The sequence below is a fragment of the Pseudomonas sp. FW306-02-D09B genome (assembly GCF_058782685.1).
On the sequence record NZ_JBYSXY010000013.1, the window covers coordinates 185,243 to 196,596 of the forward strand.

General features: G+C 60.4%; 11 protein-coding genes. 6 read left to right on the forward strand and 5 right to left on the reverse strand.

Annotated features, from left to right (window positions below; all coding sequences use genetic code 11):
* The first annotated feature begins 146 nt into the window (after positions 1-146).
* On the forward strand, positions 147-1,382 hold the full coding sequence (locus tag AC3WK5_RS21375; protein ID WP_256585245.1) for an MFS transporter: 1,236 nt from the start codon (positions 147-149) through the stop codon (positions 1,380-1,382).
* Here the strand turns inward: AC3WK5_RS21375 and cueR are convergent.
* From cueR to AC3WK5_RS21390, 3 genes are all read right to left on the reverse strand, one after another.
* Positions 1,336-1,749, reverse strand: a complete 414-nt coding sequence (gene cueR / locus AC3WK5_RS21380; RefSeq protein ID WP_054594157.1) for a Cu(I)-responsive transcriptional regulator — start codon at positions 1,747-1,749, stop codon at positions 1,336-1,338. The two genes, AC3WK5_RS21375 and cueR, sit on opposite strands and share 47 nt — an antisense overlap.
* Entirely contained in the window at positions 1,746-4,142 is a 2,397-nt protein-coding gene (locus AC3WK5_RS21385) for a heavy metal translocating P-type ATPase (RefSeq protein WP_103317436.1), read from the reverse strand. The genes cueR and AC3WK5_RS21385 overlap by 4 nt, the downstream gene beginning before the upstream one ends.
* A gap of 169 nt (positions 4,143-4,311) precedes the next feature.
* On the reverse strand, positions 4,312-4,689 hold the full coding sequence (locus AC3WK5_RS21390; protein ID WP_054594155.1) for a hypothetical protein: 378 nt from the start codon (positions 4,687-4,689) through the stop codon (positions 4,312-4,314).
* A 146-nt stretch (positions 4,690-4,835) separates the two neighbouring features.
* Here AC3WK5_RS21390 and AC3WK5_RS21395 point away from each other — a divergent pair, with 146 nt between their 5' ends.
* Positions 4,836-5,033: a heavy-metal-associated domain-containing protein gene (locus tag AC3WK5_RS21395; RefSeq protein ID WP_054594154.1), complete on the forward strand. Its 198-nt coding sequence runs from the start codon at positions 4,836-4,838 to the stop codon at positions 5,031-5,033.
* Between the two features lie 94 nt (positions 5,034-5,127).
* Positions 5,128-6,321 carry a multidrug effflux MFS transporter gene (locus AC3WK5_RS21400; RefSeq protein WP_103317433.1) on the forward strand — a complete coding sequence of 398 codons (1,194 nt, stop codon included), beginning with the start codon at positions 5,128-5,130 and terminating at the stop codon, positions 6,319-6,321.
* A 1-nt stretch (position 6,322) separates the two neighbouring features.
* On the opposite strand, the gene AC3WK5_RS21405 is transcribed toward AC3WK5_RS21400, so the two are convergent.
* Together AC3WK5_RS21405 and AC3WK5_RS21410 are read right to left on the reverse strand one after the other, a co-directional pair.
* A complete protein-coding gene (locus AC3WK5_RS21405; RefSeq protein WP_177474787.1) occupies positions 6,323-6,493 on the reverse strand; it encodes a hypothetical protein in 171 nt (56 codons plus the stop codon).
* 148 nt (positions 6,494-6,641) lie between these two features.
* Positions 6,642-7,655 (reverse strand): zinc-binding alcohol dehydrogenase family protein, encoded by a 1,014-nt coding sequence (locus AC3WK5_RS21410; protein ID WP_103317431.1) that lies wholly within the window; start codon positions 7,653-7,655, stop codon positions 6,642-6,644.
* Between the two features lie 115 nt (positions 7,656-7,770).
* On the opposite strand from AC3WK5_RS21410, the gene vimR reads away from it, so the two are divergent.
* The 3 genes from vimR (at position 7,771) to AC3WK5_RS21425 (ending at position 11,274) form a co-directional block, all read left to right on the forward strand.
* Complete coding sequence (gene vimR / locus AC3WK5_RS21415; RefSeq protein ID WP_103317429.1) at positions 7,771-8,700, forward strand: transcription regulator VimR; 930 nt, start codon at positions 7,771-7,773, stop codon at positions 8,698-8,700.
* Between the two features lie 317 nt (positions 8,701-9,017).
* A complete protein-coding gene (locus AC3WK5_RS21420) occupies positions 9,018-9,752 on the forward strand; it encodes an ArsR/SmtB family transcription factor (protein ID WP_103317426.1) in 735 nt (244 codons plus the stop codon).
* Positions 9,753-9,885: 133 nt separating this feature from the next.
* Positions 9,886-11,274, forward strand: a complete 1,389-nt coding sequence (locus AC3WK5_RS21425; protein WP_103317424.1) for an MFS transporter — start codon at positions 9,886-9,888, stop codon at positions 11,272-11,274.
* The last annotated feature ends 80 nt before the right edge of the window (positions 11,275-11,354 follow it).

Genomic DNA, 11,354 nt, shown 5'->3' on the forward strand with positions numbered 1-11,354 from the left:
TTGAAGCTGAGCGGCAAGTCGCGCAAGACGGCAATAAGTGTTCGATGATCGGACAGTCGCTGTCGTCAGTGTGATCGCCGCCATGCGGTGCTTTAATTGACCTTGAAGGAAGCCCGAGGCAGAACGCTACCCACTCAAGGATGATTGTGAACACCGATCCCACGCCCCACCAGTCCACCCGCAACGCCCAACTGGTCATTGCTGCGCGACTGGTCTCGGACTTCGGTGCGTTTCTCAATATGGTGGCGCTGGCCACTTACGTTTATATGCTCGGCAACAGCGCCATGAGCGTCGGGATCTTTCTCGCCAGCCGCGTGGCCGGTGGGGTTTTTGCCAGTTTGATCGGCACGACGTTTTATCGTCGTTGGGGCGGACGCTTACCGTTGATAGCCTTCGACCTGCTGCGTGCCGGGCTGTTAGGCCTGTTGCTGGTATTACCGGTGTCGCAGCAAGTGCTGTTATTACCGGTGATCGCTTTCGGTCTGGGGCTCGGTAACTCGATGTTTGCCATCGGCCTCAACAGTCAATTGCCGCACATGATCACCGGGGAGCAACTGCTCAAGACCAATGCCTGGATCACTTCAGCTTCGTCCGCAGCGATGGTTGGCGGGAGTCTGGTGTCGGGGCTGTTGGTGGCTGGTTTCGGCTTCGAAACGGTGTTTGCACTGAACGTCGTCACTTATCTGTTGGCGGCACTATTCATTGTGCCGTTACGGTTCTCCAAACCGGCACCGAATGCCGAGCCAACCCACAAACGGGATGAATGGAGCGCGCTACGCCAAGGCTTGTGCAGCTCGCCGGTCATCGCTGCGATGCTCGCGTTGGCGATGGCCGACACCCTCGGCAGTGCCGCGCACAATGTGGGTTTCCCGATTATTTCCAAACTGCTGACACCCGAGTCGGCCAGCACCACGCTGGGCTTGATGCTGGCGGTGTGGGCGTGTGGCAAGCTCATCGGCGCGCGGATTGCCAGCCGTTTGCCAGGGGCAGAAAACTCAAACCTGGAGCGGCGGTTCTTTTTCGGTGTGTTGTTGATGTCCAGCGGCTTCATCCTGATGTTCCAGCAACAGAGCCTCTATGGCTTGCTGCTGTTTGCATTGCCGGCGGGCCTGGGGGATGGCTTTTCCGAGGTCGGGCTGATGTCGCGCTTGCAGCGTGAACCGGACAGCCTGCGCCTGCCGATTTTCAGCGTTCTGACCTTGCTGCAAATGACCGGGTTCGGCGTCGGCATGTTGATCGCCGCGCCGTTCTACAACGTGTGGGCACCCGGCGCGGTGGTGCTGCTGTTTCACGGGATCCCCCTCAGCACCTTGCTGGTACTGAGGGTGTTGGCGATCAGGGGCGAGCGGGCTCGGCGCAGCAGCCCGACGCCAGTTCCTTGAGAATCGGGCAGTCCGGGCGGTGGTCGCCCTGACAATGTTCCACCAGATCCTGCAGGGTGTCGCGCAACTGGCCGAGTTCGCGGATTTTCTGGTTCAGCTCGTCGATGTGCTGGCGGGCCAGTGCCTTGACGTCGGCGCTGGCTCGTTGGCGATCCTGCCAGAGGGTCAGCAGTTTGCCGACCTCTTCCAGGGAAAACCCGAGATCGCGTGAACGCTTGATGAACGCCAGGCTGTGCAGGTCGTCGTCGCCATAGATGCGGTAGCCGCTGTCGGTACGATGCGCTGCCTTGAGCAGGCCGATCGACTCGTAATAGCGAATCATCTTGGCGCTAAGGCCGCTGTGTCTGGCCGCTTGACCGATGTTCATTCAACGTCCTCCAGGTCTTTCGGTTTCCAGGTCTTGAGCAGTAAAGCATTGCTTACCACGCTGACGCTGGACAAGGCCATCGCCGCACCGGCGATCACCGGGTTGAGCAAGCCGAAGGCTGCCAGCGGAATGCCGATCAGGTTGTAGACGAAGGCCCAGAACAGGTTCTGGCGGATCTTCGCGTAGGTCTTGCGGCTGATCTCCAGCGCTGCTGGTACCAGGCGAGGATCGCCGCGCATCAAGGTGATCCCGGCTGCGTGCATCGCCACGTCGGTGCCGCCGCCCATGGCGATGCCGATATCCGCCGCTGCCAGCGCCGGAGCGTCGTTGATGCCGTCGCCGACCATCGCCACGACGCCGGTTTTTTTCAGCTCAGTGACGGTTGAGGCTTTTTCGGCCGGCAGCACTTCGGCGTGAACGTTACTGATGCCCAGTGCTTGTGCAACCACTCGGGCGCTGCCACGGTTGTCACCCGTCAGCAGGTGACTGCCGATGCGTTGCGTGTTCAATTCCTCAATCGCTTGCAGCGCACCAGGCTTGAGGGTGTCGCCAAAGGCGAACAGGCCGAGCACCCGCGGCTTGGGGCTTTGCTCGATCAGCCATGACAAGGTTCGACCCTCGGCTTCCCAGGCGTTGGCGGAGTCGCTCAAGAGACCGGCGCTCAAGCCGCTTTCTTCCAGCAGACGGCGATTACCCAGCGCCAATTGGCGACCGTCCAGCGTGCCGGCAATGCCGCGACCGGTCAGTGACTGGCTGGCGCTGACATCGGCCACCGGCAAGTCACGCTCGGCGCAGGCGTCGAGCACGGCTTTGGCCAGCGGGTGCTCGCTGCCACGTTGCAGGGCGCCGGCCTGTTGCAGCAGGGTTGCTTCGTTGCCGTCGACGGCACGCAAGTGAGCGATGCGCGGCGTGCCGGACGTCAGTGTGCCGGTCTTGTCGAACACCACCACGCTGACTTCATGGGCGCGCTCCAGCGCTTCGGCGTCCTTGATCAGAATGCCGTGGCGCGCGGCCACACCGGTGCCGGCCATGATCGCGGTCGGTGTGGCGAGGCCGAGGGCACAAGGGCAGGCGATCACCAGCACCGCGACCGCGTTGATCACCGCGGTTTCCAGCGGTGCGCCGTACAGCCACCAGCCGATCAAGGTTGCCAGCGCTAAAAGCAGCACGACGGGGACGAACACCTGACTGACTTTATCCACCAGCTTTTGAATCGGTGCCTTGCCGGCCTGGGCGTCTTCGACCAGACGGATGATTCGCGCCAACACGGTTTCTGCGCCAAGCGCTTGAGTCCGAACCAGCAGCCGGCCTTCGCCGTTGATTGCGCCGCCAGTGACTTTGTCGCCGGGATGTTTGGGTACCGGCAGGCTTTCACCGCTGATCAGCGCTTCGTCAGCATGGCTCTGGCCTTCAATCACTTCACCGTCCACCGGGAAACGTTCGCCGGGTTTGACCAGCACCAGGTCACCGAGGCGCAACGCGCTGATGGCGACGTCCTGTTCACGGCCGTCGATCACTTGAATCGCCCGTTCAGGACGCAAGGCTTCAAGGGCGCGAATGGCGCTGGCGGTCTGGCGTTTGGCGCGGCTTTCGAGGTATTTGCCGAGCAACACCAGCGCAATCACCACCGCCGAAGCTTCGAAATAAAGATGCGGCATGCTGCCGGCGCTGGCGGTGGCCCACAGGTAAATGCTCAAGCCATAACCGGCGCTGGTGCCCAGGGCCACCAGCAGGTCCATGTTGCCGGCGCCCGCGCGAACGGCCTTCCAGGCGGCGACATAAAAGCGTGCACCGAAGATGAATTGCACTGGGGTCGCCAACGCAAACTGCACCCAGGCCGGGAGCATCCAGCGCAGGCCGAACGGCTGCACCAGCATTGGCAGCACCAGTGGCAAGGCCAGCACGATTGCCAGCAGCAGGCTCCAGCGCTCACGGCGCAGACGCTGCACTTGATCGTTATCGGTGGATTGCTCGGCTTGCCAGACGCTGGCGGTGTAACCGGCCTTGCTGACCGCATCGATCAACACCTGCGGATCGATCTGAGCGATCAGTTCGAGGTGCGCGCGTTCGTTGGCCAGGTTGACGCTGACGTTTTTCACCCCGGCGACTTTATTCAAGGCACGCTCGACCCGACCGACACACGAGGCGCAGGTCATACCGCCGATACTCAATTCGAGACTATGTGCCGGCACGCTGTATCCGGCTTGCTGCACCGCTTCCATCAGCGCTGGCAAACTGTCGCGAGGGGCCTGGACGCGTGCTTGTTCGGTGGCCAGGTTGACGCTGACGCTGCTTGCGCCAACAACTTTGCTCAACGCACGCTCGACACGTCCGGCACAGCTGGCGCAGGTCATGCCGGATATTGGCAGATCGAAGGTGGTGGAATCGGACATCGGTCTTACTCCCTGTAGAGATGACCTACAGGATCAACCTTGCCACGCGGGCAAGGTCAAGCGCCATGTAGGAGCAAGGCTTGCCCGCGATGAACGATGACGCGGTTGGCCTGAACCACCGCGTTGCCTGCATCGCGGGCAAGCCACGCTCCCACGGAAAACCGGTGAATCAGTAGCCCAATGCGGCGGGCTTGAGGTACATCCCTTGCTGATTCATGGCGATGCGGAATTTCAACAGGTCACCCGCCCTCAGCGTGATGTTCTGCGAACCCGGGGCGAGCATCCCGGCACTGCAACCTGGCGCCTGGCCGGGCAGCAGTTTGAGCCGCAAGGAATAGTTGCCCGGCGGCAAATTGAACGAGGTGCTTTGTTCCTGGAACAACCGCGCCGACAGCTGATCCTGGATGTACACGCCAATCTCGCACGAGGTCGCGACTTCCAGGCGCTCGCGAGAAATGATCAACACACCATAGTCTTCGGCGCTGGCCGAGGGCGCGGCGGCGAAAAGACTGAGCATGCCGAATAGGCTGAAAGCTGACCAGCGCATGGCTGCATCTCCTGCTTTTGAGTCATTGATGGCGAAGCTTGGCCGAGCGCAGCGACGATTGCCAGCCCGGCAGATCACTGCAGAACTTGACCTTGCCATAGTGGCAAGCTCAAGACTCGCTTCAACCTCATCAAAGGAGCTGTCTCATGCAAGTATTCAACGTTCAAGGAATGTCGTGCGGTCACTGTGTTCGGGCCATTACCGAGGCGCTGCAAGCCAAGGATCCGGCGGCCAGTGTCCGGGTCGACCTCGCGGCGAAGGAAGTCGGTGTCGAGAGCGCGTTGTCGGCAGAGCAGGTGATCAGCCTGATCAGCGAAGAAGGCTACGCGGTCACGCTGGCCTGAACCTTTTTAATAGTTAGCGACCTATCGGAATGTTCAAGGCGTCCAGCCGCAGTTAGACTGTCGGGCTGCCGACTGACGTAAAACTGGACGCCTGATGAACCTCCGTACCATTCTGATTCTTGGCGCCCTGAGCGCTTTCGGGCCGCTGGCCATCGATTTCTATCTGCCAGCCTTCCCGGCCATGGCGGCAGCTTTCGGCACGGATGAAAAACACGTTCAGTTGACCCTGGCAGCTTATTTTCTCGGCCTGTCGATTGGTCAGTTGGCTTATGGTCCGGTGGCCGATCGCTTCGGCAGGCGCATGCCATTGCTGGTGGGTGTCGGTCTGTTCACCCTGGCATCGCTGGTGTGCGCGTTTGCGCCGAGCCTTGAGTGGCTGATCGCGGCACGTTTCCTTCAAGCGTTGGGCGGCTGCGCCGGGATGGTGATTTCCCGCGCGGTGGTCAGCGACAAGTGCGACGCAGTGGGTTCGGCGAAAGTCTTTTCCCAACTGATGCTGGTGATGGGTCTGGCACCGATTCTTGCGCCAATGCTCGGCGGTCTGCTGGTCAACCTGTATGGCTGGCAGTCGATCTTTATCGCCTTAACGGTGTTCAGCGCATTGTCCGCCCTGGCGGTTGCCGTGGGCCTGCCGGAAAGTTTACCGGCCAATCAACCGCGTCAGCCGTTGTCGGGTGCTCTGCGTCAATATGGCCGGCTGCTGTCGGACAGGATCTTTCTCGGACATGCCTTGACCGGCGGCATCGCGATTGCCGGGATGTTTGCCTACATTGCAGGTTCGCCTTTCGTCTTCATCAAGCTTTACGGTGTTCCGGCCGAGCACTTCGGCTGGTTGTTCGGCACCAACGCCGCGGGCTTCATTCTGGTGGCGCAGGTCAATGCCCGGTTGCTCTCCAAACGCGGCCCGGCCTTTTTGCTGGCGCGCACCGTATGGATTTATCTGGCTGCCGGCCTGAGCTTGCTGGCGGTCAGTTCACTGCATACCGAACATTTGTGGCCGTTGCTGATCCCGCTGTTCATCTGTATCGCAAGCCTGGGTTGCATCATTCCCAATGCATCGGCGTGTGCCATGAGCGGACAGGGCGCGCGTGCAGGCAGCGCTTCGGCGATGCTCGGTTGCTTGCAGTTCAGCGTTGCCGCAGGCGCGGCGGCGTTGGTTGGCGTGCTGCACGACGGCACAGCGATGCCGATGGCGATGGTCATCAGCCTGTGCGGAATATTAGTGGTGAGCGTCGCGATGCTCACCCGTCGGCTGCAAGTTGCCCGGGCAGCGCAAGCCGCGACTTGAGTCAGCCGGTTGCTCGTTGCTGACGTTGGGGGAGTTGATGAGGGGCGTGCAAGCGAGCCTCGAGGGTCGAGGTAAAAGCGCGAGCTTCGGCTTCACTGCGGAAGTTCACCGCGTGGTTGTCCAGGCGGACCTGCCACTGGGATTTTGCCAATTCTTTTATCAGGATCTTCATTGCTGACTTCCTCACCTAAAAGACTGCATTGCGGGAAGCTCGATTGTAGACCTGAATCAAATCGGATTTGTGACGCGGATCAAATCCTCGGACTGACGGTGTGCGTCGTTTCTGAAACAGCAAGCCGAACACACCGTCATCTAAAACCCTAGAAGCCTTCAAGGACGATCTTGCCCCTGGACGTGCCGCTTTCCAGCAGTTCATGGGCGCGGCGCAGGTTGGCCGCGTTGATCGTGCCGAAGTGTTCGCCGACCGTGGTTTTCAATGTGCCCGCGTCGATCAGTTCGGCCACCCGGTTCAGCAGCTTGTGCTGTTCGAGCATGTCGGCGGTTTCGAACAGCGAGCGGGTGTACATGAATTCCCAGTGCAACGACAGGCTCTTGCGTTTGAGCTTGGTCACGTCGAGTGCCTTCGGATCATCGATCAGCGCAAGCTTGCCTTGAGGCGCGAGGGCTTCGACCAGTTGTTCGAAGTGCTGGTCGGTTTCGGTCAGGCTGGCAACGTGTGTCACCTGAGGGTGGCCGGCGCGCTTGAGCTCTTCGCTCAGCGGTTGGCTGTGATCGATCACCAGGTCTGCGCCCAGTTCGCGTACCCAGCGTTGGGTCTGCGGGCGTGAGGCAGTGCCGATGACGTTCAGTGCGGTGAGCTGGCTGGCCAGTTGAGTCAGGATCGAGCCCACGCCACCCGCGGCACCGACGATCAGCAGGCTTTGGCCTTGAGCGGTTTTGCCTTCGCGCACTTGCAGGCGTTCGAACAACAGCTCCCACGCGGTGATCGCGGTCAGCGGTAGCGCGGCGGCCTCGGCGAAACTCAGTGACGTTGGCATATGGCCGACAATGCGCTCGTCCACCACATGCAGTTCGCTGTTGCCACCTGCGCGCGCGATGGAGCCCGCGTAGTAAACCTTGTCACCGGGCTTGAACAGACTGACGTCGCTGCCAACCGCCTTGACCACACCCGCCACATCCCAGCCCAGCACTTTTGCCGCGCCATCTTCAGGCGCGACATTCTGGCGAACCTTGGTGTCCACCGGATTGACCGAGATGGCTTTGACTTCAACCAGCAAGTCCCGTAGGCCTGCAACAGGCTCGGGCAGTTCGATGTCCTGCAGCGATTCTGGATCGTTGATGGGCAGTGAACGGTAGTAGGCAATGGCTTTCATGGAGGCATTCTCACGGGGCATTCGATGGCATGGATGATTGGTTATTTCTCTTGAAGATAAAACCGGCTAAAAGAACAGTCTCTTTCAATGTTTTTTTGATAATGCAGGTGAGTTGATGCTGCGTTTCGATGACTTGCAGTTGTTCGTGCGTGCCGCAGACCTTGGCAGTCTGTCTGCGGCGGCGCGGGTCATGGACCTGTCGGCGGCAGTGGCCAGCGCCGCGTTGAAGCGGATCGAGCAGCAATTGGGCGCGCGGTTGCTGGCGCGTTCGACTCGCAGTCTGCGTCTGACCGCAGAGGGCGAAGGCTTCTTGGAATATGCCCGCGCGGCGCTGAGCAATCTGGATGAAGGACGTCGTTTGCTGGCCAGCGGACAGGATCAGGTCAGCGGCGTATTGCAGCTGTCGGCACCTTCGGACTTCGGTCGCAATTTGCTGCTGCCGTGGCTGGACGAGTTCCAGCGCGAACATCCAAAACTGACGGTACGCCTGCTGTTGGGCGACCGGATTGCCGACCTGTTCCGCCAACCGGTGGACATTGCCCTGCGCTATGGGGAGCCGGAAGACTCAAGCCTGGTGGCGCTGCCGATCGCCCCGGACAACCGTCGCGTGTTGTGTGCCTCCCCGGAGTATCTCGCACGGCATGGTGAACCGCGCCAGCTGGAGCAACTGGCCCAGCACAATTGCCTGTTGTACATGCTGGGCAGCCGGGTTCACGAGCACTGGAGCTTTCATGATGGCAAACGGGAGATGAGCCTGACCGTCAGCGGTGATCGTTTTAGTGATGATGCGGACGTAGTGCGTCTGTGGGCAGTGGCCGGTGCCGGAATTGCCTACAAGTCCTGGCTGGATGTAGCCGGCGATGTATTGGCCGGGCGCTTGAAAGTGCTGATGCCGGCGCTGGTCTGCGAGCGCGCACCGCTGAATTTACTGTGCGCCCATCGCGCTCAATTAAGTAAGCCGGTGAACCTGCTGAGTGAAATGCTCAAGTCACGATGTGCCCAATTGTCGGCTCAATCGCCAGCAATGATCGGTGCGGGCGAGTAGTCGCACGCAAATAGGGAAAATTCTGGCAGGAACTATCACCTCCAAAAGCTTCCGGCCGGCAGGAACCGAAGATCATCGCGCATATACTAGTGCCTGCCTGGAGTCGCACCGTTGTCGGCGACGTTGCGATATCTCGCTCAAGGCGGTTGGACGCTGTGCTGATCGTTGTTGAGCCCGGTCGGGGTTTTCGAAGAGGTTCGTCGCATCCGTTGGTTATACCGCCCGGCTTTTGGCGGTTTTCACGCCTTGGCCGGCAGCACATTACTGGTCAAGATGTCCCAGAGCAGCAGACAAATGATTCAACAGGGAGTGAATACATGGAACATGCACCTTGCATCAGCCAGATAGCCACGTTGCTGGCAGACCCAAAGCGTAGCGCGATGATGTGGGCCTTGATGGACGGTACTGCACGGCAATCCGAGGAGTTGGCATTGCTGGCAGGCTTGTCGCCGTCATCGGCCAATGCGCACCTGGGGCGCTTGTCCAGCGGTGGACTGTTGAAAGTCGAGGAGCGTGGGCGCAAGCGGTTTTTCCGGCTTGCGGCTCCCGAAATCGGTGCGGCGGTTGAAGCGCTGGCCAGCGCCACTCTGGCCAGTCTGCCAGGCAAGGTTCCAGAGTTGCTCAAGCGCACCAGCCCATCGACGAAAGTGCCTACGGCACCTTCGTCCTTGCTTCGGGCCAGGCTCTGTGAAGACCATCTGGGGGGAAGCCTGGCAGCCGATCTGTATCAGCGAATGCTCGATGCCGGCTGGATCGAACAGTTGGACAAACGTGTCATCGTGACCCACAAAGGCGCCAATCGGCTGGCAACCCACGGCGTGTTCATTCAGGCCCTGGCCCACAGCACCTCGCGCGTAGTCTGCGCCTGCCCGGACTGGAGCGAGCGCCGACCGCATCTGGGCGGCACTCTGGGGGCGGCGGTATTGCAGCTGTTCATGCAGTCCGGCTGGTTGAATCTACCCAGCGACACGCGTGTTCTGCAGATCACCGCGGCCGGTCAGCGTGAAATCGATCAGTTCGCCAAAGAGGCCGAGTTGGAAATGGCGCTCTAGCAACAGTTGAAATCGACGTCTGTGGCCAGAGGTTTCAGACGTCGCTCAGAGCTGTGGCCAGGTCGTATCCAGCAATAGTGACCCCAGGCGATCCCGCACACTCGATACGGGGATTATCGAATGGGGATACGGCATGGAAACGCAAGGCTATAGCGCGGCAGAACGTCTGGAACGACTGCCCATCAGCGGTTATCACCGGATCATTTTCATCATCATTGCCCTGGCGTTTTTCTTCGACTCCATGGACCTGGCAATGATGACGTTCCTCTTGGGGTCGATCAAAGCCGAGTTCGCTCTGAGCACGGCGCAAGCCGGGCTGCTGGCCAGTTCGAGCTTCTTCGGCATGGTGCTTGGCGCGTCTTTGTCCGGGATGCTTGCCGACCGCTTCGGGCGCAAACCGGTGTTTCAGTGGAGCATCGTGTTGTGGGGTATCGCCAGTTACCTCTGTTCTACGGCACAAAGCGTCGAGACGCTGACACTGTTTCGAGTTCTTCTGGGAATCGGCATGGGTATGGAGTTTCCGATTGCCCAATCGATGTTGTCCGAGTTGATCCCGGCCAAACGGCGCGGGCGCTATATCGCGTTGATGGACGGTTTCTGGCCGCTGGGTTTTGTCGCAGCGGGCGTGCTGTCTTACTTTCTGTTACCGCTGGTTGGCTGGCGCGACATCTTCCTGGTACTGGCGGTGCCGGCGGTGTTTGTCCTGGCGATCCGCTTCTTCATTCCCGAGTCACCACGCTGGCTGGAACAGGCCGGGCATCACGCGGCAGCGGACAAGGTTTTGCTGCGCATTGAAGACAAGGTGCGGACCTCGCTGGGGAGCGCCGATCTGCCGGAGCCGATTCGTTTGCCCAGAATCGAGAGTCGTCCGGGGCACTTTCTTTCGGCCTTGAATGAAATCTGGTCACCTTTGTACCGCCAACGCACGATGATGATCTGGAGCGTCTGGTTTTTTGCCTTGCTTGGCTTCTATGGCCTGACTTCCTGGCTCAGCGCATTGCTGCAGCAGTCGGGGTTTGCGGTGACTCAGTCGGTGTATTACACCGTGCTGATTTCCCTTGGCGGGATTCCCGGTTTTCTCATGGCTGCCTGGCTGGTGGAGCGTTGGGGGCGCAAGCCGGTGTGCATCATCACCTTGCTCGGTGGTGGGGTGATGGCGTTTCTGTATGGGCAGAGCGCGGTGTTTGGCGGCAACGTCAGCCTGTTGATCTGTTCGGGCCTGCTGATGCAGTTCTTCCTGTTCGGCATGTGGGCCGTGCTCTACACCTACACCCCGGAGCTCTATCCTACTTCGGCGCGAGCCACCGGTTCCGGGTTTGCCTCGGCGATTGGCCGGGTCGGCTCGTTGCTCGGGCCATTGGTCACCGGGCTGGTATTCCCGATAACGGGGCAGGGCGGGGTGTTCGCTTTGGGTGCGATGTGTTTCGCCATTGCTGCGGGCGTGGTCTGGCTGTTCGGAATGGAAACGCAGGGCAAGACGCTGGAGGAATTGAGCGAGGTCGCGCAGTTCGTTAAACACTGAACCTGTGGGAGATTCTATGTTGCAGGACAACCCTGCAACGGTCGATTCGGTTGGTATTCGCTCTGGTTTTTCATCAGGGC

Excerpts from the sequence above, each read along its gene's own strand:
- cueR (WP_054594157.1), bottom strand. The coding sequence starts at position 1,749 with ATGAACATCGGTCAAGCGGCCAGACACAGCGGCCTTAGCGCCAAGATG.
- AC3WK5_RS21385 (WP_103317436.1), bottom strand. The coding sequence starts at position 4,142 with ATGTCCGATTCCACCACCTTCGATCTGCCAATATCCGGCATGACCTGC.
- AC3WK5_RS21390 (WP_054594155.1), bottom strand. The coding sequence starts at position 4,689 with ATGCGCTGGTCAGCTTTCAGCCTATTCGGCATGCTCAGTCTTTTCGCC.
- AC3WK5_RS21395 (WP_054594154.1), top strand. The coding sequence starts at position 4,836 with ATGCAAGTATTCAACGTTCAAGGAATGTCGTGCGGTCACTGTGTTCGG.
- AC3WK5_RS21400 (WP_103317433.1), top strand. The coding sequence starts at position 5,128 with ATGAACCTCCGTACCATTCTGATTCTTGGCGCCCTGAGCGCTTTCGGG.
- AC3WK5_RS21405 (WP_177474787.1), bottom strand. The coding sequence starts at position 6,493 with ATGAAGATCCTGATAAAAGAATTGGCAAAATCCCAGTGGCAGGTCCGC.
- AC3WK5_RS21410 (WP_103317431.1), bottom strand. The coding sequence starts at position 7,655 with ATGAAAGCCATTGCCTACTACCGTTCACTGCCCATCAACGATCCAGAA.
- vimR (WP_103317429.1), top strand. The coding sequence starts at position 7,771 with ATGCTGCGTTTCGATGACTTGCAGTTGTTCGTGCGTGCCGCAGACCTT.
- AC3WK5_RS21420 (WP_103317426.1), top strand. The coding sequence starts at position 9,018 with ATGGAACATGCACCTTGCATCAGCCAGATAGCCACGTTGCTGGCAGAC.
- AC3WK5_RS21425 (WP_103317424.1), top strand. The coding sequence starts at position 9,886 with ATGGAAACGCAAGGCTATAGCGCGGCAGAACGTCTGGAACGACTGCCC.